This is a genomic window from Rhodanobacter sp. IGA1.0, from assembly GCF_040208325.1.
In the GTDB taxonomy this organism is placed as follows: domain Bacteria; phylum Pseudomonadota; class Gammaproteobacteria; order Xanthomonadales; family Rhodanobacteraceae; genus Rhodanobacter; species Rhodanobacter spathiphylli.
The window spans coordinates 41087-62919 of sequence record NZ_CP157948.1; the positions used below are offsets into that span (position 1 = coordinate 41087).

Consider the following 21833-nt stretch of genomic DNA (forward strand, 5'->3'; position numbering starts at 1 on the left):
GTACGGATGCGTCGAGCGGACCGGCTATTTCTCATCATTCACGCACTGCGCGGTCGGCGTACCGCGCTGCAGGCGCGTTCGCTGGCGCAGACGCTGGGCGTGTCGCTGCGCACGGTCTATCGCGATGTCGCCGACCTGCAGTTGTCCGGTGTGCCGATCGAGGGCGAGGCCGGGGTCGGCTACGTCCTGCGCAAGGGTTCGGACATCCCGCCGCTGATGTTCAACGCCAGCGAACTCGAGGCTCTGGTGGTCGGCTCGCGCTTCGTGCGTGCATTCGCCGGCACCCGGCTGGCGGAAAACGCGCAGACGGCGCTGTTGAAGATCGAGGCGGTGCTGCCGCCGGAACTGCGCGAGCGCGCCAGTCGCACGCGCATCTTCGCGCCGGTGTGGCGCGACCAGTACCGCGACGATTTCGCCGCCCTGCTCGACCAGCTGCACGCGGCGATCATCGGCAACCAGGTGCTGCGGATGGCCTATCGCGACGAGGGCGGCAACCCCAGCACCCGCGAGATCGAGCCGCTGTGCCTGTCGTTCTGGGGTGGCAAGTGGACCCTGGGTGCGTGGTGCCGCATGCGCGGCGACTTCCGCAACTTCCGCCCGGACCGGATCGCCGAGAGCACGGCCAGCGGCGAGGTTTTCATCGAGACCGAAGAGCGCAACCTGGCTGCCTACCTGCGTTCGGTGGGAGCGGGCGAACTCAATCTGGGCTGAGCGGGCCGTGGACGGACCGGGGCGGCACCCTCGACACCTCCGCTGGATGCTGGGCGCCGTTGCCATGGGCCGTCATGACGGCCACGATAGACGCTCGCATCGCGTCACCTGATCAATGGCGCCGCCGCCCGGAAAGAGGAGTCCGCGTGAACAAGATCCCGATGATGACCCGGTGGGCCGTGCTTGCGCTTGTCTGCGGCGCTCCGGCTTACGTGACCGGCACCCCGGCCGGCGAAACCGCCGCCGATGCCCGGCTCAGGAACATCTACACCACCGAGTGGGCCTGGCGGACGGGACAGGCCGGCATCAGTGCGTCGGGTGAGTCCCAGCCCAACAACGGCCGGCTCGATGACGTCGATGCGGCCAGTCAGCAGCGGCGACTGGATTACTGGCAGGACGTGCTCAAGCAGCTGGACGGCATCGACGCGGCCACGCTGTCGCCTGCCGAACAGGCGAACTTCGCGATCTATCGCGAGCAGATCGGCAACTTCGTCGCCGACCAGCGCTTCCGCAACTGGCAGATGCCGTTCAACAGCGATTCGGCGTTCTGGTCGGACATCGGTTACCAGCTGGGCGGCGGCCGGTTGCGCACCCCCCAGGACTACGAACAGTACCTGGATCGGCTCGACCAGATCCCCGCCTACTTCGACCAGCAGATCGCCAACATGCGGGCCGGGCTCAAGCGCGGCTTCAGCGTGCCCCGCGCGGTGCTGGACGGGCGTGACGTATCGATCGCCGCGGTCGCCGAATTGAAGGATCCGACCGCGAGCAGCTTCTATGCGCCGTTCAGGCAGCTGCCGGCCACGATGCCCACCGATCAGGCGCAAGCCTTGCGGGGCAAGGCGCTGCAGCGCATCCGGGACGGGGTGATCCCCGCCTACGGCAAATTGCTGCGCTTCTTCCGCGACGAATACGTGCCGAAGGCGCGCAAGACGCTCGCAGCCGAGGCGCTGCCCGACGGCAAGGCGTTCTATCGCCAGCAGATCCGCGAGTACACCACGCTCGACCTCGACCCGGATCAGATCCACCAGATCGGACTCGAGCAGGTGGCGCAGATCCATGCGCAGATGCTGGAGGTGATCAAGGACACCGACTTCAAGGGCAGCTTCGCCGGGTTCCTGCAGTTCCTGCGCAGCGATCCGCAGTTCTACGCGAAGTCGCCGGAGGAACTGCTGATGCGCAGTGCCTGGGTGGCCAAGGAGGTGGACGGCCAGATGGCCAGATACTTCGGCCACCTGCCGCGCCAGCGCTTCACCATCGTGCCGGTGCCGGCCGACATCGCCCCGTACTACACCTCCGGTCGCGGCGGCGCCGACGAATACCTGGTCAACACCTATGACCTGTCGTCGCGGCCGCTGTACAACATGCCTGCGCTGACCCTGCATGAGTCCTATCCGGGTCACGCGCTGCAGCTGGAACTGGCCGACGAGCAGCACGACCAGCCCGCGTTCCGCCGCAACAGCTACATCTCCGCCTACGGCGAGGGCTGGGGCCTCTATTCGGAATATCTCGGCAACGAGATGGGCATCTACAAGACCCCGTACCAGCGCTTCGGTTACCTCACCTACCAGATGTGGCGGGCCTGCCGGCTGGTGGTCGACACCGGCATCCATCACCTGGGCTGGAGCCGGCAACAGGCGATCGACTACCTCACCGTCAACACCGCATTGTCCGCCCGCGAGATCGCCAACGAGGTCGATCGCTACATCAGCTGGCCGGGACAGGCGCTGTCCTACGAACTGGGCTACCTGAAGATCCGCGAGCTGCGCGCGAAGGCCGAAAAGGCGCTGGGTGCGAAGTTCGACATCCGCCACTTCCACGACACCGTGCTGTCCACCGGTTCGGTGCCGTTGCCGGTGCTGGAACAGCGCATCGACCGCTTCATCGCCGACGGCGGTCCGGAGCCGGATTACGGCTGCGACTGCGCCGCAAAGGCGAAGGAGCAGCCGTCGGGGTCGTGAAGCGGCACTGGTCAAACATTGACCACAGCTTCCCTTGTAGAGTAAATTGCATGTCAACTTTACAAGGAGAGTGACCGTGCTGGCCCAGTCGCTGCCTGAAAACACTCCTGACGCAGACCTCGGTGGTCCGGCGCTGCGCGCGTTCTTCCGCCTCGCCGAACACTGGAAGTTGCGCATTGCCGACCAGCGCAAGCTGCTCGGCGATCCGCCGGAATCGACCTTCTACAAGTGGAAGCGCCAGCAGGATGGCGCACCGGGACGCGACACCATCGAGCGGATCAGCTACCTGCTCGGGATCTGGAAGTCGCTGCAGATCCTGTTTCCCGAACCGGCCCAGGCCGACGCCTGGCTGCACAAGCCGAATGCGGCGTCGCTGTTCGGCGGCCACTCCGCGCTGGAACGCATGCTGTCGGGCAATGTCGCCGACCTGTACGTGGTGCGGCAGTATCTGGACGCGCAGCGCGGCTGAAGCGGTGACGGGCGTCGCGGCGAGCGAGACGGCGATGCCGCACGCTCTGCGCCTCTCCCTGCAGGCAAGGAAGCATATCCAGGAGCCCTGATGCCAAACGAGTTGCCGCCCCTCAAACGCGTCCGCTGGAGCCAGGCGTACCGCATCGTGCCCAGTCGCTTCCCGCCGGTCGGGGTGTACGACCGCATTGCCGACCCGGCCGACATGGACGCGGTGTTCGCGATCGAGGCATTGACCAATCCGCGCCTGCGCGAGGAGATCGACGCGCTGAAGCTGGTGCCGAAGGCGCATCGCGTCAGCGGCCCGGGTTCGACGCCGGTGATGGCGGCGTTCACCCATCTGAATCCGGAAGGCAGCCGCTTCTCCGATGGCACGTGGGGCGTGTTCTACGCGGCGCACAGCGTGGCCACGGCGGTCGAGGAAACGGTGTATCACCGCGAGCAATTCATGGCCGCCACCAGGGAACCGCCGTGCGAGGTGCAGATGCGCTGCTACCGGACCAGCGTGGACAGCAAGCTGCACGACCTGCGCGGTGGCTGGCCGGCGGAACAGGCGGCCGACAGCTACGTGGCCAGCGTCGCGCTGGCGCGCCGGCTGCGCGATGCCGGTTCGCCCGGCATCGTCTTCGACAGCGCCCGGCATGCCGGTGGCGAATGCATCGCCGCATTCTTTCCCGACGTGGTCGCCTGCTGCGTGCAGGCCAGGCACCTGGTCTATCGCTGGGACGGCACCCGCATCGCCCAGGTGCTGGAGGTGAGCGAGCTCAAGCGGCCCGCTGCGGGCGGTGCGCAAGAGCGCTGATCGTCGCGAGTCGGAGCGACCGGCCGCCGGGGCGACTGCCGGTCGAGGCCGAGCCGGAGGCTGTCGAGGTGGCGGCGCCGGAAAGGAAATCGATCCGGCTTCCCTGCGACATCAAGACCGAGATGGCGCGCCTGGAAGTGGACCTGGTCCAGCGCGCGCTCGTCGAAGCCCGCCACAGCCAGGTCGAGGCAGCGCCGCTGCTCGGACTCAGCTATCACCAACTGCGCGCACTGTTGCGCAAGCACGGCATGGTGAAGTCGCGCCGTCGCGGGGACGCTCCATGAGTGACAACCGTGAAATCACCCTCGCCGTCGTTGCGCTACGCTCGCGGACGGCGTTTCCCGCTGTCTGCAGGCAGCATCGATAGTCTGCAGCCGGCATGACCACGACGGGGCGAACGATGAAATGCATGCGTCATCTGCTGTGGACCCTGCTGCTGTGCCCGCTGCTGGCCGCGGCACGCGACAACCGGGAAAACGATCATGCGCAGTGGAAGCGGGATATTGCCGCGTTCCAGGCCACGGATCGGGCGCAGCCACCGGCGGCGGGCGCGGTGTTGTTCATCGGCAGTTCGTCGATCCGCATGTGGAACTCGCTGGCCACGGATTTCCCGCAGGTGCGCACGCTCAACCGCGGCTTTGGCGGTTCGGAGATCGACGATGCCACCTTCTTCGCCGACCGCATCGTGGCGCCATACCACCCCCGCGCGATCGTGATGTATGCAGGCGACAACGACCTGGCCGACGGCGACAGCCCGGCCCATCTGCGCGACGACTTCGCCGCCTTCGTGCGCAAGGCGCGCTCGTACGACGCTGATGTCCCGATCGCCTTCATCGCGATCAAGCCCAGCGTGGCGCGCAAGGTGTTGCTGCCGAAGATCCGCGAGGCGAATGCGCTGGTGCGCGCCTACGCCGCCAGCCAGCGGGACGTCAGCTACCTGGACGTGTTCACCCCGATGCTGGGCGGCGACGGCCAGCCGCAATCGCGCTGGTTCATCGCCGACGGGCTGCACATGAACCGGCAGGGTTATGCGCTGTGGACCGGCGTGGTGGAAACGTGGCTGGACGCCACCTTGCGCTGATCCGGCGGATCAGGTGTCCGCGTTGGTCGCCCAGCCCACGCGATCGCCACGGGTGAACACGCGGTCCCCATCGAGCACGTCGCCGGCGGCGTGCGCGGGCGATTCGCGCAGCTTCGCGTAGATCGGCGTGAAGTCCGGATGGGTGGCTTCGAACAGCTGCTCGAAGCTGTCGATCACGAAATAGGTCTGCTGGTAGGTGTCGATGCGGTAGCGCGTGCTCATCACGCGTTCCAGGCCGAAGCCGATGCGGTTGGGCGAGGGCGAATCGAGCGAGTAGATCGACTCGCCCTTGGAGCTGACGATGCCGGCGCCGTAGATGCGCAGGCCGTCGCCGGTATTGATCAGGCCGAACTCCACCGTGTACCAGTACAGCCGGGTCAGGTTCATCAGCGCTTCGGGGCCGATCGCGAACGCCTTCATGCCGCCGCGGCCATAGGCCTGCATGTAGTCGGCGAACACCGGGTTCAGCAGCAGCGGCACGTGGCCGAACATGTCGTGGAACAGGTCCGGCTCGCTGAGGTAGTCGAGCTGGTCGGGCTTCCTGATCCACCAGCTGACCGGGAAGCGGCGGTGGGCCAGGTGGTCGAAGAACACCTCGTCCGGCAGCAGGCCCTCCACCGCGACCAGCTCCCAGCCGGTGGCGGCGCCGAGCACCTTGTTCAACTCGGCAAATTTCGGGATGCCGCCATCGCCCAGGCCGAAGCGCTCGACGCCGTCGAGGAATTCCCGGCAGGCGCGGCCGGGCAGCAGTTCGCGCTGGCGCTTGAACAGCGTGTCCCAGACTTCATGGTCGGTCGCGCTGTAGCTGTCCCACGGCTGTTCGACCACGCCGGTGGCATAGACCGGCACGTAGCCGCGGTCGGTCTGCTGGTGTTCGACTTTGCGAGGGGTGTCCATGGCGCGGCTCCGGGTGGGACAGGCGATCTCAAGGATACGGTGGATCGCCCGCAGCAGGCTTGCTTTATTGTCCGTTTATGGGCCAAGAATGAACTATTCTTGCGCCAAGCACCAAAATAGAAGGAGATCATTGCATGACCTCGCTGGATCGCACCGACCTGCGCATGCTCGCCGTGCTGCAGAGCGAAGGCCGCATTACCAATGCCGAACTGGCCGAGCGGGTCAGCCTGTCGCCCTCGGCCTGCCTGCGCCGGCTGCAGCGGCTGGAGGCGGACCAGGTGATCACCGGCTACGCCGCCCAGGTCGATCCGCAGGCGGTCGGACTGGGCCTGCAGGCCTTCGTGCGGGTCCAGCTGACCCGACACGAGAGCGCGGCGATCGAGGGTTTCGTCGAGCGCGTCAGCGGCTGGGACGAAGTGGTCGCCTGCCATGCGCTGACCGGCGACATGGACTACCTGCTGCACGTTTACGTGGCCGACCTCAAGGACTTCTCGCGCTTCCTGCTCGACCATCTGTTGAACGCCAGCGGGGTCGGCGATGTCAATTCGAGCTTCGTGCTGCGCACGGTGAAGCGTTCGCCCTCGCTGCCGCTGGCGCAGTTGGAGCGACCGGGGCCTGCGGCGGCGCGGAACTAACGTTAAACTGGGCAGCTGATGAGCATCGACACCACCACCGTGCCCGAACGCGACCTGCTGCGCCCGCTGCGCTACCTGTGGCGCGTGCCGCTGGTGGTGCTGCACGTCGTGCTGGGCATCCTGCTCTGCGCACTGCTGCTCAGCTGGAACCAGCAGGCCGTCATGAAGAACGGACGCGAGCCGTTCGCGCACCGGATGATCCGGCTGTGGTCGGTGACCCTGCTGCGCATCCTCGGCATGCGCGCCCGGCGCTTCGGCGAGGCGCTGCGCGACCCCGTGCTGTTCGTCGCCAACCACACCTCGTGGCTCGACATCATCATGCTGCACAGCCAGCGCGCGGCCTGTTTCGTGGCCAAGGCGGAGATCGCCGGCTGGCCGCTGATCGGCTGGCTGGCCGCCAACGGCGGCACCATCTTCCACCGTCGCGGCAACAACCATTCGCTGGCGACGGTGATGCAGGCCATGGTCGAGCGCCTGCGCGCCGGGCGTTCGGTGGCGGTGTTCCCGGAAGGCGGCACCGGTTATCACGGCGTGCTGAAAGTGTTTCATGCGCGGATCTTCCAGGCCGCGCTCGACGCCGACGTGACGGTGCAGCCGGTGGCGTTGCGCTTTGCCCGTGGCGGTCGGCGGGTGGTCGATGCTGGCTTCCGCGAGGACGAGAGTTTCTTCGGCAACATCGTGCGCCTGCTGGGCGAGGCGCCGATGGACGCCGAGATCCACTTCCTGGCGCCGGTGCCCGCCACCCCCGATGCGCGCCGGCGCATGGCCGAGCTGTCACGCGAACGCATCGCCTCCGCACTGGAAGACCGCCAGGAATGAGCCTGCTTTACGGAAAGGATTTCCGTCCACCCTGGCCGCTGCGCAGCGGTCATATCCAGACCATGCTGTCGTCCAGCGGCGTGCGCCGCGTGCTGCTGCCGCGCGCGGCCAAGACCGTGCTGCAAGGTGCCGAGCCGGTGGTGGTCGATGGTGGCAGCGGCGTGCGCCTGACCGGCGCCTACACCGCGCAGGGGACTCGTCCACGGTCGCGCGGCCTGGCCGTGCTGTTCCATGGCTGGGAGGGCAGTGTCGACTCCACCTACGTGCTGCAGACCGGCAGCCGCCTGCTGGCCGATGGCTGGGACATCTTCCGCCTCAACTTCCGCGACCACGGCGACAGCCACGGACTCAACGAGGCGCTGTTCCACTCCTGCCGGCTCGACGAAGTGGTGCACGCGCTGGGTGACATCGCCCGGAGTTACCCGGGCCGGCCGATGGCACTGGCCGGCTTCTCGCTGGGCGGCAACTTCGCGTTGCGCGCCGCGATGCAGACCTCGCGGCTGGGCATTCCGCTGAGCTACGTGCTGGCGGTGTGCCCGATCATCGATCCGGGTGCGGGGCTGTTCGCGCTGGAGGAATCGGCACCCTGGTTCTACCAGGCCTACTTCATGCGCAAGTGGCGCCACTCGCTGCTGGCCAAGCAGCGGGCGTTTCCCGAGCACCAGTTCTTCGAGATCTCCGAGCTGAAGCAGCACCTGCGCGGGCTGACCGAGTCGCTGGTGCTGCGCCACACCGACTTCAAGTCGCTGCAACAGTATCTGGACGGCTATTCGGTGGCTGGCGATGCGATGCAGGCGATGCAGATCCCCGCCACCATCCTGACCTCGCGCGACGACCCGGTGATTCCGGTGGGCAGTTTCGAAACGCTCGAACTGCCGCCGAACATCGAGCTGGACATCGCCGAGTACGGCGGCCACTGCGGCTTCATCCGCGACTGGGGCATGACCAGCTTCTCGGACGACTACATCGCCGGCCGCTTCAACGCGATTGCCGACGCCGAATCATCCATCGACCGCGTGGCGGCTCAGGCATCGGCGCCGACGGCGCGCTGACGCATCCAGCTGGCAATGCTCATGCGGTCGCGCGTGGCCGGCAGCACCTCGTGCTCGAACCGGCCGGACAGGAACAGCAGCAGGTCGCCCGCGCGCGGAAGGATGTCGCGATGGCTGCCGTCGTCCAGATACAGGCGCAGCGCGCCACCGTCCGTGTCCAGCCAGTCCTGGTTGAGATAGAACACCGCCGAGATGACCCGGGTGTCGCTGCCGCGCAGGCGATCCAGGTGCCGCGCGTAGCCGGCGCCGGGGCGGTACATCGCGTAGTGCGATTCGCAATCGACCAGGCTCAGCATCAGTTCGCGCCCCAGCCTCTGGCGCAACGCGTCCATGCGTTCGGCGAAAACCTGCTGCGGCCCGGTCGGGGCGTCCGTGGCGAACCAGTGGATGCTGTCGCCACGCAGCGCCGATGCGGTGCGGCTGCTGCCGGTGCGGGCAGGCAGCAGTTGCCGCGTATCGTGCATTGCCGCGCACTCGGCGCCCAGCGCACGCGTCTGCGCGTCATCCAGCAGGCCGGGCAGCATGCACCAGCCATCGACCGCCAGCGCGCTGGCCGCGGCATCGAAACAGAAGGGGGGAGACATCGAACGCCCGGGGTGCGCGAAGCAGCGAAGTGGCCGTTCCGGTGCGCCCGGTCGGGCGGCGCTGGGGGGCAGGCTGCCATGACCGGCAGCGGCGCAGCATACGATGATTCGTCAGCGCGTGCGCAGTGGGTCGAGCAGGCGGCCCAGGCCGTTGTGGTCGAGTTCCAGCATCAGGGCCAGCAACTGGCCCAGCTGCCCCGGGGGGAAGCCCTTGCGGGCGAACCAGGCCAGGTAGGCGCCGGGCAGGTCCGCGATCAGCCGACCCTGGTACTTGCCATAAGGCATGCGCACGGTCACCAGTTTCTGCAGGTCGGCGGGGTCCATGTCATGGCCTCGGTGGCGGGAAAAAAAGCGCGGCGCCGGAACGGCATGCACGAGCTGAATACAACATCCCGAGCCTCGTGTCCCGGTCCGGACCGCGTGCGCGGTGCCGGCTGGCGTGCCACGGCGCTTGCTGGCAGACTCAAGTGCGACCAAGGGAGTACCAGGGTGCCACCAACCACCGCCAGACGGGTATTGGTCGTCGAAGACGACCCGATCGTGGCCATGCTTGTCGAAGACATCGTGCGCGACATGGGACACGACGTCCTGATCAATCTCACCCTCGAGCATGCGATGTTCGAGATCGAGGACGGCCAGATCGATGCCGTGCTGCTGGACATGCATCTGCGCGGCGAGGACGCGCGCCCGATCCTGCTCGACCTGCTGGCGCGCGGGACACCCTTCATGGTGCTGTCCGGTTCCGATCAGAGCGGCCTGAGAGGCGAGTTCCCCGGTATCCGTTTCCTGGCCAAGCCGTTCGGCAGGAACGATCTCGAAGCCGCCGTGCGCGACCTGCTGGGCTGAAGCCCGGCGTCAGTCCGCCGCCACGCAACGCCCCTGGGCCCAGGCCCGCAGCGCGTTCACCTGTTCGCGCATCAGCACCGACAGCGGGCGGGTCTGCCTGAGGGCATGCAGCAGGACCGGCTGGTCCGGCGGCGTGCCGTTGCCCGCCGCGTCGTACAGCGCGCTGACGATGGTCTGCTCGATCTCGGCGCCGGAAAAGCCATCGCTCGCCGCCGCCAGGGCGGGCAGCTCGAAGCTGGCGGGATCGAGCTGGCGCCGTGCCAGGTGCATCGCGAAGATCTGCTCGCGCACCGTGGCAGCGGGCAGGTCGACGAAGAAGATCTCGTCGAAACGGCCCTTGCGCAGCAGCTCGGCGGGCAGTTCGTGCACCGCGTTCGCGGTGGCGACGACGAACACCTTGGCCTTGCGCTCCGCCATCCAGGTCAGCAGGTAGCCGAGCACGCGGCGCGACACGCCGCCGTCATCGCCGCCGCCGGCCAGGCCCTTCTCGATCTCGTCGATCCACAGCACGCACGGCGACAGCAGCTCGGTGCTGGCCAACGCCTCGCGCAGGTTCTTCTCGGTCTCGCCCTGGTACTTGTTGTACAGCGTGCCGAAATCCAGCCGCACCAGCGGCACGCCGAAGCCGCCGGCGATCGCCTTCGCCGCCAGGCTCTTGCCGCAACCCTGCACGCCGAGCAGCAGCACGCCGCGGGGCGGATCGAGCGCGGGATCGGGCGTGGCGGCCAGGAACACCGCGCGTCGGCGCTGCACCCACTCACGCACGCGGCTGACCCCGGCGATGTCGGCGAAGCTGGCGGTGGCGTATTCGTAATGCAGCAGGCCGGAGCGGTTGAGCAGGTCGAACTTGGACTGCATCAGCTCGGGCAGGTCCTGCGGACCCAGCGCGCCGTCGTTGTAGATCAGCTTGCGCACGATGCGCCGGGCATCCGGCGCGGACAGGCCGAGCAGGTTGCGCACGATGGTGCGCGCAGCGTCGTTGTCCACCTCGACCTTGCGGTTCTGTTCGCGCTGCCAGGCCACCGCCTCGGCGCGCAGGATGCCGGCCAGTTCCTTCAGGTCGGGCAGCGACAGCGGTACCCGCAAGGCCAGCGCCTCCAGCTCATCGGGCAGCTCCACCCTGGCACCGACCAGCACGATGGTGTGCGCGGCCGAGCGGTGGCGCTGCACGATCTCGCGCAGCTGGCGCAGGCTCATCGCGTAGCGCAGCAGGCCGTGGAAATCGAACATCAGGTAGATGCCGCGTTCGCCCTGGGCGCGGATCGCGTCCAGGGTGGCGGTGGCGTCCGGCGCCACGTCGCCCTCGCGCTGGGCGAAGTCGAGCCGGTTCAGGCCGTCGGTCAGGGTCCAGCGCCACAGCGGATGCAGCGCCTGGGAAATCACATGGCGGAAGCACTCGATCACCCGCTGCTCGTCCACCGTCTCGATCACCAGCAGTGGCGTGGCCGCGCGAACCAGCGTGGTGAGATCCTGCAATTCGCTCATGTTTCCCCCTCGAAGAGGACAAGTTTACAGAGCGCCGACGCTTCTGGCTTCACGCGCGGCGGTATACGCTGGCTGTCCGCACGCCAAAGGAGCGCCGCCATGCGCCTGCTGTTGTCGTTGTTGCTGCTCGGCTCGTCGTTGCCCGCGCTGGCGGCGACGAAGCTGGACAAGCTGGCCCTGCCGAAGGGCTTCCATGTCGCGCTGTATGCCGACCAGGTGCCGAACGCCCGCGAAATGGCGGTGGGCGCCAACGGCACCGTGTTCGTCGGCTCCACCGGTGCGGGCAAGGTCTATGCGCTGACCGACCGGGATGGCGACGGCGTGGCCGAACAGGTGCGGGTCATCGCCAGCGGCCTGCAACTGCCGATGGGCGTGGCCTTCCATGATGGCGACCTGTACGTGTCGGCGGTGAGCCGCATCGTGGTACTGCGTGGCATCGAGCAGCACCTTGACGCGCCACCGAAGCCCGAGCTGGTTACCGACAGGCTTCCCACCGAGACCCATCACGGCGGCAAGTTCCTGGCCTTCGGTCCCGACGGCAAGCTGTACGTGCCGATCGGCGCGCCCTGCAACATCTGCGATCCGGCGCCGGACCACGGCAAGCTGATCCGGATGAATCCCGACGGCGGCGGCTGGGAAGACGTGGCCAGCGGCATCCGCAACACGGTCGGTTTCGACTGGCAGCCCGGCAGCGGCCACCTGTGGTTCACCGACAACGGCCGCGACCTGCTCGGCGACGACATCCCCAGCGACGAGCTGAACGAGATCACGGCGACCGGCCAGCACTTCGGCTACCCGTACTGCCACCAGGGCGACACGCTCGATCCGGACTTCGGCAAGGGCAGGAGCTGCAAGGACTACGTGCCGCCGGTGCTGAAACTCGGTGCACACGTCGCCTCGCTCGGCATGCGCTTCTACGACGGCAACCAGTTCCCGGCCAGTTACAAGGGCGCGATCATCGTGGCCGAACATGGTTCGTGGAACCGCACGCAGAAGTCCGGCTACCGGGTGATGACGGTGCGCCTGAAAGGCAACAAGGTGCTGTCGTACGCACCGCTGATCACCGGCTTCGAACAGGACGAAAGCGCCTGGGGCCGCCCGGCCGACGTGCAGCCGCTGGCCGACGGCAGCGTGCTGGTCAGCGACGACCTGGCCGGCGCGGTGTATCGGGTGACGTACAAGCCCTGACTTTCGCGTCATCTGAACCCAATGCGATTCCTGCCTTCGCAGGAATGACGAGCGTGGAGCGTTGTCGCGTTTTTTGCCGTCATTCCTGCGAAGGCAGGAATCGCACTACGCTGGTCATCGCAGTCCACCAACAAAGGACAAAGCCATGGACAGGCGACAACCTTGCGTCTATATGCTGGCGAGCAAGAAGAACGGTGTCATCTACATAGGCGTCACCAGCGACCTGGTCAAACGTATCTGGCAGCACAGGAACGATTTGGTAGAGGGGTTCACGCATCGCTATCAGGTGCATGAACTGGTCTGGTTCGAGATGCACCCGACGATGGAGTCGGCGATCCTGCGCGAGAAGACACTCAAGCGGTGGAAGCGCGATTGGAAGATGCGCTTGATCAACGAAGGCAATGCGGAGTGGCGGGATTTGTATCCGACTATTCTGTAGTTGCCGAAGTGCGATTCCTGCCTTCGCAGGAATGACGAGCGTGGGGTGCGACGCCGATGTTTTCCGTCATTCCTGCGAAGGCAGGAAGCGCCTTACAACAGCGAAGCTGGTCATCGCATTTCAACACGCCACCCAAGCGGACACACACCATGCAACTACGCAGCGACAACTTCGAAAACCACCAGCCGATTCCGGCCACCTTCACCTTCGGCAAGCGTGCCGATCCGTTCGCGCTGTCCGACAACCACAGCCCGCACCTGGCGTGGAAGAACGCGCCGTCGGCCACCCGTTCGTTCGTGCTCACCTGCATCGATCCGGACGTGCCCAGCCGCGGCGACGACGTGAACCAGCCCGGTCGCACGGTGCCGGCGGACCTGCCGCGGGTGGAGTTCGTGCACTGGCTGATGGCCAACATCCCGGTGGAGTGTGGCGAGCTTGCCGCTGGCGCGTGCAGCGACGGGATCACCCCGCGCGGCAAGCGCGAACCGTTCGGTCCACCCGGCAGCGTGCAGGGCGCCAACGACTACACCGGCTGGTTCAGCGGCGATCCGGACATGGCCGGTGAATACCTGGGCTATGACGGCCCGTGCCCGCCGTGGAACGATGCGTTGCTGCACCATTACCACTTCACCGTGTACGCGCTGGACGTGGCGGCGTTGCCGCTGGTCACCGGCTTTTCGCTGGCCGACCTGCGCGCGGCGATGGCGGGCCACGTGCTGGAACAGGCCGAGCTGGTCGGCACCTGCACGCTGAACCCGGAGGTGGCTGGCTGAACGTCGGCGCCGCGTGCATGCCCGCGCGTCTTCTCTTCACACCGGCAAGGCATGGGCTATGGGTGAATGGCTGCACGCGGTCGCACCGCGGGCACGTCTTACCCCACACGAGGATTCCCCCATGCTTCATTACGCCCTGGTCTTCCTGGTCATCGCCATCATCGCCGCCGTGCTCGGTTTCGGCGGCATTGCCGGCGCCGCCGCCGGCATCGCCAAGATCCTGTTCGTGATCTTCCTGATCCTGGCGATCATCGCGTTCTTCCGTCGCGCCAGTTGACCCCTGCCGATCGCGGCGCGGGCGCGCCATACTGAGTCTTTCCGGAGCCAAGCCATGAACAACCAAGTCAGCAGCAACGACAAGCCGACCGGCGATCGCATCGACGAGCGCGCCGAGCGGATCAAGCAGGCCACCTCGGCCGCCGTCGCCAGCACCAAGGACAGCGTCGAGCGTGCCGCCGACCACGTCGAGGAAGGTCTGCACCGGGCCACCGACAAGGCGGCCGGCGCGGCGCACAAGGCCAGCGACAAGGCTGCCGAGGTCAGCGAGCGCAGTCGCGAGGTGTATGACCAGACGATGGACCGCGCCGATGCATGGCTGGAGCAGGCGCGTGACTACGTGCGCGAAAAGCCCGTGCAGTCGGTGGCGATCGCCCTGGGCGCCGGCTGGTTGCTCGGCCGCATCCTGCGGCGGTGAGCGATCCGGAGCAAACCGATCCCGTGGACGGCGACGGTGCATCGACTCATGCGACAGCGGCGCCGGATCCGGCGCCGCTGTCGTCTGGTCTGCTGGCCGAACTGGGCCAGTTCGGGCGCGCCATCCGGCATCTGTTCGGCGCCCAGCTGGCCTTGCTGGCCGCCGAACTGGGGCTGGCCCGCAGCGCCGTTTCGTGGATGCTGCTGGCTGCGCTGGCGGCCACCGTCGCGGGCGTGGGGCTTGGCCTGACCCTGCTGGGCCTGGTCGGCGTGGTGCTGGCGTCGTGGTGGGGCTCGTGGTTCTGGGCGCTGCTGGGCCTGGCCGTGCTGCAACTGCTGTTCCTGCTCGGCGCGATCATCCTGTTCCGTCGCTGCATGCACTGGATGAGCTTGCCCGCCACACGCAACGAATGGGGTGCGATGATGCGCGAAACGCTGCACAGGGACGCGGACGAGCCGGCCGCACCTTCCGGGCAGCGTGACGGGGGAACGCCATGAGCCTGTTCGACCGCCTGGCCAAAGTGAAAGCCGCCCAGCTGCGCATGCGGTTCGCGCGGCAGGAACTCGCGACGCCGGCCGCGCTGCTGCTTGCACGGGGCCGCGACAACCCTTTGACCACCGTGGGCGTGGCCGCCGGTGCCGGCGTGGTGCTGGGCACGCTGGACGTGCACCCGCTGCGCGTGCCGGGAGTCGGCTCGCTGTTGAGCGGCGGTCTTGCCGAAGTGCTGGCGCAGGGCACCCGCCTGGTGGCCGACTTCGCCGAGGTCAGCATGGCGAAGCACGCCGCGGCGGACATCGCCGAGCCCGGCGAACAGGCATGAGCAGACCGGCATGAGCGAACCCGAGCCACTGCCGTCGCTGGCGCCCGGCACCCCCGTCGGCCTCGTCGCCGAGGTCGCGGTCGCCGAAGGGTTCGAACCGCCGTCCGGCCAGGACACCCCGCTGCGGCGACGCAATCCGGTGCTCGGCATACGCCGCCACCTGCGTGCGATCCGCCTGGTCTTCAACGCCTTGCTGCTGCTGGCCCTGCTGTACACCATCACGCTGACCAAGGCCTTGCTGATCCCGCTGGTGCTGGCCGCCTTCATCGGCCTGGCGCTGAATCCCATCGTGGCCTTCGGCGCCCGCCTGCGCATCCCGCGCTGGCTTACCGCGATGGTGCTGATGATCGGCCTGATCACCGGCATCGGCAGCGGCGTGGGCCTGCTGGCCCAGCCGGCCATCGGCTGGTTCCACGGCGCGCCCACCGCAATCCGCAGCTTCGTGCCGAAACTGCGCAGTTTCACCAAGCCGCTGGAGGCAGCCAACCGTGCCACCCAGACCCTGGTCAGCGGTTCCAGCACCCGCGCGGCGGTGCCACAGTCCACGCCGATCTCGATCAGTGCCTGGGACGTGGTCTCCACCGCACCGAAGGTGCTGGCGGCCGTGCTCAGCGTGCTGCTGCTGGTGTTCTTCTTCCTGATCTACGGCGACTCGATGCTGCGCCGGCTGGTGGAGATCACCCCCAGCTTCGCCTACAAGCGACACGCGGTGACGATCGTGCGCGGCATCCAGACCGAGATCTCGCGCTACCTGCTCACCGCGCTGCTGATCAACGCCAGCCTCGGCGCGATCACCGCCGGCATGCTGTGGCTCTACAAGGTGCCCGACCCGCTGCTGTGGGGCGCGGTGGCGATGTTCGCCAACTTCATTCCCTATGTGGGCGCGATCGTCACCACCACCTTGCTGGCGGTGGTGTGCATGCTCTACGCCAACGACGCCAGCCTCGAAGTGTTCCTGCCGGTGCTGACCTTCGCCGGCATCACCGCGGTGGAAGGCAACCTGATCACCCCGCTGATCCAGGGCGCCAGCATGCGGCTGAGCCCCATCGCGATCCTGCTGTGGCTGCTGGTCTGGGGCTGGCTGTGGGGCATCCCCGGCGCGCTGCTGGCCGTGCCGATGCTGACCTGCACCAAGCTGATCACCGAGCGCGTGCGTGGCTGGGAGTGGTTCGCCCACATCGTGCAGCGCTAGCCGGCAGGATCAGCTGGCATCGGTTCCGCGCTCGCTGTCGGCGTGATGCCGTGGGCGCGCAGCACCCGGGAAATGTCGAAACGCCAGAGATTGCGCGAGCCGTTCAGCGGCGACTGCAGCCGCCGCTGCAGCGAGGCGTCGTCGTCGCGGGGCTTCGGAAAGCGCACCTCGCCGCGGCGCGCGCTCGACACGAACAGTTCGCCGAACGCCGGCCCCAGCGACGGCGCGTTCTCCAGCGTGCGGCTGTTGACGTCGCCGCCCAGGTGCTCGGGCTTGCTCCAGCCACCATCCGGCTGGCGGAACACGATGTAGATGTCGGCGCTGCCCAGCGCATCGCCTTCGTTGCCCGCGTACAGCAGGAAGCGCCCGGCCGGGTCCACCGCGGGGTCCATGCGGTTGTTCGCGGGATCACCCAGCGGCACCTGCTCCGGCATGGCATGGCCGTGATCGCGCGCCACGTAGATCTGGTAGGCCTTGCCGGAATCCGCGCGATGCGCCGAGAAATAGATGTCGCCGTTGGCCGCCACCGACGGGTTGTAGATCATCGCCCCGTCGTTGAGCGCGCCGTCGACATGCACCGGCGCGGCCCATCCGCCAGCGGCCTGTCGTTCGACGAACCACAGGTTCGTGCCGGGAAAACTGCGTCCGTTCATGGTCGCCGTCACCGGCGTGCCGCCCGGCCGCAGCGGCCGATTGGAGACGAAGTACAGGCGCCGGTCATCGGGCGACAGCGTCGGCTCGGAGTCGTGCCACTCGCCGGAGAACCCGGCGACGCGGCGTCGACCAGCGATCGCCCGCGCGATGCGAGACCATGATGGTGTCGTCGGCTTCGGCAAGATCCGAGCGCATGAAGTACAGCGTGTTTCCGTCCGGCGTCAGCGCAACCGAGGTTTCCTGCAGGCCGGTGGAGATCACGCCCGCTCCCAGCAGTTCGCCAGCGCTAGCCAGCGGTGATGCGAACGCGAGTGCGAGGCTGGCGACGAGGGCGAGGTTACGTGGCGTCATGGCTGGTTCCGGTCGAGTGATGGGGGCTTGCCGCGGCCTCGCGCGAGCGGGGCGCGTCAAGCCACGGTGCCAGCGACATTTTCCAGATGTGGTCGTTGCCGTTGTCCCACGCGCGCATCCGCGCCAGGTCGGCCCGTGCCTGCGCGCCCGTGCGCGGGTAGCTCACCTTTGCGGTGTAGTTGCTGGTGAAGTACAGCGTGCGGGCGTCCGGGCCGAGGTGCGAACCCCAGGGCTCGTAGCGGTTCACCGCGTCGCCCAGGTCGATCGGCGTGCCCCAGCCCGCGCCGTCGCGGAAGGCGATGTACAGCCGGTCGGGTTTGTCCTTGCCCGCGTAGTTCGCGTCGAACACGATGAACGACTGGTCCGGCGCCACCGCTGGATCGAGTTCGTGTGCGGCCGGATCGCCCAGCGCGAGGCGCTGCGGTGCCTGGTAGCGGCCATCGCGCCAGGCCGTGCGGTAGAGATGGAACTCGTGGGTGGCCTCGTCGCGCCGCTGGTAGTACACGTCGCCATTCGCCGCCACGCTGGGCGAGTACACACTGGTGCCCACGTTCACCGCGTCGGGCAACCGCTGCGGCTCGCCCCAGCCGCTGCCGTGGCGGTCCACCCGCCACAACTGGCCGCCGCGCAGCGCCGGACCGCCGGCCACCGCGGCGCGGTTGGAGGTGTACACCAGGAACGAACCGTCCGGCGCCATCGCCGGATCGTGGTCCTGCCATTGCCCGGAGAACGAGGCGATCCGCGGCGTCGACCAGCCGTTCCCCACGCGATGCGCTTCCATGATGAAACCGTTCCAGCGCGCCTGCTGGTCGAAGTAGACGGTATTGCCGTCCGGCGCGAAGGTCAGGCAGTCCACGCCGGACGGACCGGAGATCGCGCCGGGGGCGAAGATTTCCGGCGATGGGGAAGTCGCGCTGGCCGCGTGGATCGCAGTCGCGCCGAAAATTTCCAGCGCGACGAGGCTGCTGGCGAGCAAGGTGAGCGAGCGGTGGGCCATGCGTATTCCTCGACGCGATGATGTGCGGCCGAGTCTGTATAGCGGCGCCAGCGCATCGCCGCCGCTTTGTGACGAGCGGGGAGCCGGCGTGACCAGCGGTCATCAGCGCGGGACAATCGGTCCGGTGTCATCAGGCGAGCCTCGCACCTCACCCCGCGATGATGGCAGGCATCGCACTTCAGCGAATGGGCGCCCAGTCGAGCTTGTACGCTGAGCAATTCGCCGAAGACCAGGCGGCACGACGGATTGCTTGACGAACCCCATCGTGCCGTCGACCATCCGGGCTCACCAGCCGCACAGACGATGGTCACTCATGGGCAATGCTCCCTGTGTGTTTCGTGGCAGCTGGGCCCAATCCAGGAAAAATCACACCACATGTTTGAAAACGCCTTCAACAACATGGACCGCGTCATGCGCAATGACGAGGGCCTGGCGTCCGAACTGGACTACGCCGAACAGACCTCGTGGCTGTTATTCCTCAAGTACCTCGACGACATGGAGAAGGAGTGGGAGGACGAGGCCGGGCTGGAAGGCCGCGAGTACAGGCCGATCCTCGACGAACCGTATCGCTGGCAGTCGTGGGCCGCGCCGAAGACGAAGGATGGCGCGCCCGACCTCAACGCCGCGCGCACCGGCAAGGACCTGATCGAGTTCGTCAACGGCGAGCTGTTCCCCTACCTGCAGACCTTCCGCGAAACCACCGAAGATCCGGATTCGCTGGAATACAAGATCGGCGAGATCTTCTCCGAAATCGCCAACCGCTTCCGCTCTGGCTACTCGCTGCGCGACGCGCTGGAGATCATCGACCAGCTCAACTTCGGCAGTCAGCAGGCCAAGCACGAGTTGTCGGATCTCTACGAAACCCGCATCAAGCGCATGGGCAACGCCGGCCGCAACGGCGGCGAGTACTACACGCCGCGCCCGCTGATCCGCGCCATGATCAAGGTGGTCAATCCGCAGATCGGCGAAACCGTCTACGACGGCGCCTGCGGCTCGGCCGGGTTCCTGTGCGAAGCGTGGAACGCGATGCGCCGCGACGACCTCTCCGCCGCCGACTGGGACACGCTGCAGCGGCGCAGCTTCTACGGGCAGGAAAAGAAATCGCTGGCCTACGTGCTGGGCGTGATGAACATGATCCTGCACGGCATCGACGCGCCCAACATCCGGCATACCAACACGCTCAGCGAGAACGTGCTCGACATCCAGCAGAAGGATCGCCACGACATCGTGCTGGCCAATCCACCATTCGGCGGCGGTGAGCGCAAGGAGGTGCAGCAAAACTTCCCGATCAAGTCCGGCGAAACCGCCTACCTGTTCCTGCAGCACTTCATCCGTAAGCTGAAAGCCGGCGGCCGCGGCGCCGTGGTGATCAAGAACACCTTCCTCAGCAACACCGACAACGCCAGCGTGGCGCTGCGCAAGGAGCTGCTGGAAACCTGCAACCTGCACAGCGTGCTGGATTGCCCCAGCGGCACCTTCCAGGGCGCGGGCGTCAAGACCGTGGTGCTGTTCTTCGAGAAGGGTTCCAGGACGCGCAAGGTCTGGTACTACCAGCTCGATCCGGGGCGCAGCCTGGGCAAGACCAATCCGCTCAATGACGAGGATCTGGTCGAGTTCGTCGCCTTGCAGGCGGACAAGGACGACAGCGCGAAAAGCTGGTCGGTGGCAGTGAGGGATCTGGACACCGCGACGTGGGATCTGTCGGTGAAGAATCCGAACGCGTTGGAAGCCCAGGCGCTGCGCAGTCCCGAGCAGATCATCGCCGACATGCTGGCGCGGGATGCGGAGACGGCGCAGATTCTGGAAGAGATTCGGGGGATGTTGTGAGGTTGCCCGGTGTTGCTCGTGGGTTGAGCCAGCAGAACTGTGTCCCGCTTGGCTCTGTCGTCTCAGTGGAGAAGACCAAGAGCAGGGGACTTTTGCCATACGTAGGACTTGAAGACATATCGAGCAACACTGGTGAATTCACCGGATCGACGTTGCCCGCTCAGGTCAAAAGCGACACCTTTTACTTCACTCCGCGTCACGTTCTTTATGGGCGATTGCGCGCCTACTTGAATAAGGCGCTGCTGCCAACGTTCGAGGGACATTGCTCGACTGAAATCTTCCCGTTGTTGCCATGCGAGAGATTGGATCGGAATTTCCTGTTTCACTGGCTTACATGGTCTGAGACCTGCGAGCGCATAGCAGCAACTGCGACGGGAGCGAGAATGCCCCGTGCCAACATGAATGAGGTGATGGAGTTTGAGATTCCATTGCCGCAGTTGGAAGAGCAGAAGCGGATCGTTGCGGTGCTCGATCAGGCCTTCGCCGCCCTCGACCGCGCCCGCGCCCATGCCGAGGCCAATCTGGTGGACGCGAACGAGCTACTCCGATCGGTGCAGATCACCGCGGCAGCAAACCACAAGGATTGGATCACGGCAGAAATTTCCACAATCATCAAGGTTAGAAGCGGTGATTTTCTGCCGAGCAAAGCTATGGCTGCGTCGGGAACCATTCCAGTGTTCGGAGGCAACGGACAAACCGGGCTGCATAATGAGTCAAATCTGAAAGGAAGAAATATTCTCATTGGCAGGGTGGGCGCCAAGTGTGGGAATGTGCGCGTTGTAGATGGCCCGATATGGCTCACGGATAACGCGTTTCATGTCAGCAAGCTTTACAGAGACTTCGATCTGGACTTCCTAGCCCTTCTTCTGAGCAAGGCTGATCTTAGAACTACGGCGAACCAAGCCGCACAGCCTGCTATTTCAGGTACAACGATTGGAGTAGTGAAGGTTCGGTTCCCAGATTCAATTGAAGATCAAAGACGTCACGTCATGCGAGTGAGGTCCATTGAGACAAAGACCTTGGAGCTTGTCGAAGCTTATGAGCGGAAGCTCTCAGAGCTAACCACCCTCCGCCAATCCCTCCTGCAAAAAGCCTTCTCCGGCGAACTGGCATGAGCGAGCAAACCCCCGTCAAACTGGCCGACCTCGAAGATGCGCTGCTCTTCCTGGACGCGGGTGGCGACACGGAGGCCTGGGTGTGCCGGGACACGGGCACGGTGCTCCGGCACAGCGACGAGTTCGACGAGTTCGATCCGCTGCCGGCGGACATCGAAGACGCGGCGCGCTACGTGGCGTTGCCGAACAAACGCGACCTCGACCTGGGCAAGCCGCTGGCGCTGGAGTTCGCCCGCACGCAGCTGCCGGATTGCTACGAGCAGGTATGCGCGATGTTCTCGCACCGCGGCGCCTACGCCCGCTTCAAGGACCTGCTGGATCGCCACGACAGCCTCGACGCCTGGCATCAGTGGGAGAGGGAACAGACCCGACAGGCGCTGCGCGAATGGTGCGCGGACAACAGCATCACGCTGGCTGAGTGAGCGATGGCGCCAACGTCTGC

The 21833-nt window shown here is 66.6% G+C and carries 28 protein-coding genes; 21 read left to right on the forward strand and 7 right to left on the reverse strand.

The window, feature by feature from the left end; all coding sequences use genetic code 11:
* Positions 1-6: 6 nt before the first annotated feature.
* The 6 genes from ABNK63_RS00170 (at position 7) to ABNK63_RS00195 (ending at position 5023) form a co-directional block, all read left to right on the forward strand.
* Entirely contained in the window at positions 7-711 is a 705-nt protein-coding gene (locus ABNK63_RS00170) for a YafY family protein (protein WP_350016319.1), read from the forward strand.
* A gap of 146 nt (positions 712-857) precedes the next feature.
* The gene (locus ABNK63_RS00175; RefSeq protein ID WP_350016320.1) at positions 858-2672 is read left to right on the forward strand and encodes a DUF885 family protein; all 1815 of its coding nucleotides are present in this window, start codon (positions 858-860) and stop codon (positions 2670-2672) included.
* 76 nt (positions 2673-2748) lie between these two features.
* The gene (locus ABNK63_RS00180; RefSeq protein WP_007809763.1) at positions 2749-3141 is read left to right on the forward strand and encodes an MbcA/ParS/Xre antitoxin family protein; all 393 of its coding nucleotides are present in this window, start codon (positions 2749-2751) and stop codon (positions 3139-3141) included.
* Between the two features lie 90 nt (positions 3142-3231).
* Complete coding sequence (locus ABNK63_RS00185; protein ID WP_350016321.1) at positions 3232-3942, forward strand: RES family NAD+ phosphorylase; 711 nt, start codon at positions 3232-3234, stop codon at positions 3940-3942.
* A gap of 68 nt (positions 3943-4010) precedes the next feature.
* Positions 4011-4226, forward strand: coding sequence for a helix-turn-helix domain-containing protein (locus tag ABNK63_RS00190; protein WP_007809758.1), 216 nt, complete (start codon positions 4011-4013; stop codon positions 4224-4226).
* Positions 4227-4351: 125 nt separating this feature from the next.
* Positions 4352-5023 carry an SGNH/GDSL hydrolase family protein gene (locus ABNK63_RS00195; protein WP_350016322.1) on the forward strand — a complete coding sequence of 224 codons (672 nt, stop codon included), beginning with the start codon at positions 4352-4354 and terminating at the stop codon, positions 5021-5023.
* Between the two features lie 9 nt (positions 5024-5032).
* Here the strand turns inward: ABNK63_RS00195 and phhA are convergent, their stop codons facing one another.
* Entirely contained in the window at positions 5033-5920 is an 888-nt protein-coding gene (gene phhA, locus ABNK63_RS00200) for a phenylalanine 4-monooxygenase (protein WP_007809755.1), read from the reverse strand.
* Between the two features lie 134 nt (positions 5921-6054).
* On the opposite strand from phhA, the gene ABNK63_RS00205 reads away from it, so the two are divergent.
* Genes ABNK63_RS00205 through ABNK63_RS00215 form a run of 3 tightly spaced genes read left to right on the forward strand, consistent with a single transcriptional unit; the run spans position 6055 to position 8426 of the window.
* Entirely contained in the window at positions 6055-6555 is a 501-nt protein-coding gene (locus tag ABNK63_RS00205; RefSeq protein ID WP_007809753.1) for an Lrp/AsnC family transcriptional regulator, read from the forward strand.
* An 18-nt stretch (positions 6556-6573) separates the two neighbouring features.
* Positions 6574-7374: a lysophospholipid acyltransferase family protein gene (locus tag ABNK63_RS00210; protein ID WP_350016323.1), complete on the forward strand. Its 801-nt coding sequence runs from the start codon at positions 6574-6576 to the stop codon at positions 7372-7374.
* Positions 7371-8426, forward strand: a complete 1056-nt coding sequence (locus tag ABNK63_RS00215; protein ID WP_350016324.1) for an alpha/beta fold hydrolase — start codon at positions 7371-7373, stop codon at positions 8424-8426. Before ABNK63_RS00210 ends, ABNK63_RS00215 begins: the two co-directional genes overlap by 4 nt.
* Here the strand turns inward: ABNK63_RS00215 and ABNK63_RS00220 are convergent.
* Both ABNK63_RS00220 and ABNK63_RS00225 read right to left on the reverse strand, forming a co-directional pair.
* Positions 8399-9010 (reverse strand): 2OG-Fe(II) oxygenase, encoded by a 612-nt coding sequence (locus tag ABNK63_RS00220; protein ID WP_007809748.1) that lies wholly within the window; start codon positions 9008-9010, stop codon positions 8399-8401. The two genes, ABNK63_RS00215 and ABNK63_RS00220, sit on opposite strands and share 28 nt — an antisense overlap.
* A 111-nt stretch (positions 9011-9121) precedes the next feature.
* Complete coding sequence (locus ABNK63_RS00225) at positions 9122-9334, reverse strand: DUF3820 family protein (RefSeq protein WP_007809746.1); 213 nt, start codon at positions 9332-9334, stop codon at positions 9122-9124.
* A 165-nt stretch (positions 9335-9499) separates the two neighbouring features.
* Between ABNK63_RS00225 and ABNK63_RS00230 the strand changes: the two genes are divergently transcribed.
* Positions 9500-9856: a response regulator gene (locus ABNK63_RS00230; RefSeq protein WP_040673549.1), complete on the forward strand. Its 357-nt coding sequence runs from the start codon at positions 9500-9502 to the stop codon at positions 9854-9856.
* 9 nt (positions 9857-9865) lie between these two features.
* Here the strand turns inward: ABNK63_RS00230 and ABNK63_RS00235 are convergent, their stop codons facing one another.
* Complete coding sequence (locus tag ABNK63_RS00235; RefSeq protein ID WP_350016325.1) at positions 9866-11341, reverse strand: AAA family ATPase; 1476 nt, start codon at positions 11339-11341, stop codon at positions 9866-9868.
* Positions 11342-11440: 99 nt separating this feature from the next.
* Between ABNK63_RS00235 and ABNK63_RS00240 the strand changes: the two genes are divergently transcribed.
* The 8 genes from ABNK63_RS00240 to ABNK63_RS00275 all read left to right on the forward strand — a co-directional run bounded on the left by ABNK63_RS00240 (position 11441) and on the right by ABNK63_RS00275 (position 16447).
* A complete protein-coding gene (locus tag ABNK63_RS00240) occupies positions 11441-12529 on the forward strand; it encodes a PQQ-dependent sugar dehydrogenase (protein ID WP_007809741.1) in 1089 nt (362 codons plus the stop codon).
* Between the two features lie 145 nt (positions 12530-12674).
* On the forward strand, positions 12675-12968 hold the full coding sequence (locus ABNK63_RS00245) for a GIY-YIG nuclease family protein (protein WP_350016326.1): 294 nt from the start codon (positions 12675-12677) through the stop codon (positions 12966-12968).
* Positions 12969-13117: 149 nt separating this feature from the next.
* Complete coding sequence (locus ABNK63_RS00250; RefSeq protein ID WP_350016327.1) at positions 13118-13741, forward strand: YbhB/YbcL family Raf kinase inhibitor-like protein; 624 nt, start codon at positions 13118-13120, stop codon at positions 13739-13741.
* 121 nt (positions 13742-13862) lie between these two features.
* The gene (locus ABNK63_RS00255) at positions 13863-14018 is read left to right on the forward strand and encodes a DUF1328 domain-containing protein (RefSeq protein ID WP_007809737.1); all 156 of its coding nucleotides are present in this window, start codon (positions 13863-13865) and stop codon (positions 14016-14018) included.
* A 54-nt stretch (positions 14019-14072) separates the two neighbouring features.
* Positions 14073-14435 carry a DUF883 family protein gene (locus tag ABNK63_RS00260; RefSeq protein WP_007809735.1) on the forward strand — a complete coding sequence of 121 codons (363 nt, stop codon included), beginning with the start codon at positions 14073-14075 and terminating at the stop codon, positions 14433-14435.
* Positions 14436-14524: 89 nt separating this feature from the next.
* The gene (locus tag ABNK63_RS00265) at positions 14525-14932 is read left to right on the forward strand and encodes an ABC transporter ATP-binding protein (protein ID WP_238530968.1); all 408 of its coding nucleotides are present in this window, start codon (positions 14525-14527) and stop codon (positions 14930-14932) included.
* Positions 14929-15255, forward strand: coding sequence for a hypothetical protein (locus tag ABNK63_RS00270; RefSeq protein WP_007809731.1), 327 nt, complete (start codon positions 14929-14931; stop codon positions 15253-15255). The genes ABNK63_RS00265 and ABNK63_RS00270 overlap by 4 nt, the downstream gene beginning before the upstream one ends.
* A gap of 10 nt (positions 15256-15265) precedes the next feature.
* Entirely contained in the window at positions 15266-16447 is a 1182-nt protein-coding gene (locus ABNK63_RS00275) for an AI-2E family transporter (protein ID WP_350016328.1), read from the forward strand.
* On the opposite strand, the gene ABNK63_RS00280 is transcribed toward ABNK63_RS00275, so the two are convergent.
* The 3 genes from ABNK63_RS00280 to ABNK63_RS00290 form a co-directional block, all read right to left on the reverse strand.
* Positions 16444-17100: a hypothetical protein gene (locus tag ABNK63_RS00280; protein ID WP_350016329.1), complete on the reverse strand. Its 657-nt coding sequence runs from the start codon at positions 17098-17100 to the stop codon at positions 16444-16446. The two genes, ABNK63_RS00275 and ABNK63_RS00280, sit on opposite strands and share 4 nt — an antisense overlap.
* Before the next feature lie 64 nt (positions 17101-17164).
* Entirely contained in the window at positions 17165-17452 is a 288-nt protein-coding gene (locus ABNK63_RS00285) for a hypothetical protein (protein ID WP_350016330.1), read from the reverse strand.
* The gene (locus ABNK63_RS00290; RefSeq protein WP_350016331.1) at positions 17439-18449 is read right to left on the reverse strand and encodes a hypothetical protein; all 1011 of its coding nucleotides are present in this window, start codon (positions 18447-18449) and stop codon (positions 17439-17441) included. Before ABNK63_RS00290 ends, ABNK63_RS00285 begins: the two co-directional genes overlap by 14 nt.
* A 375-nt stretch (positions 18450-18824) precedes the next feature.
* Here ABNK63_RS00290 and ABNK63_RS00295 point away from each other — a divergent pair, with 375 nt between their 5' ends.
* The 3 genes from ABNK63_RS00295 to ABNK63_RS00305 are packed head-to-tail and all read left to right on the forward strand — an operon-like array spanning position 18825 to position 21813.
* Complete coding sequence (locus ABNK63_RS00295) at positions 18825-20276, forward strand: N-6 DNA methylase (protein WP_007809726.1); 1452 nt, start codon at positions 18825-18827, stop codon at positions 20274-20276.
* A 23-nt stretch (positions 20277-20299) separates the two neighbouring features.
* Complete coding sequence (locus ABNK63_RS00300) at positions 20300-21391, forward strand: restriction endonuclease subunit S (protein WP_162098653.1); 1092 nt, start codon at positions 20300-20302, stop codon at positions 21389-21391.
* Positions 21388-21813, forward strand: coding sequence for a UPF0158 family protein (locus tag ABNK63_RS00305; RefSeq protein ID WP_007809724.1), 426 nt, complete (start codon positions 21388-21390; stop codon positions 21811-21813). Before ABNK63_RS00300 ends, ABNK63_RS00305 begins: the two co-directional genes overlap by 4 nt.
* Positions 21814-21833: the final 20 nt, after the last annotated feature.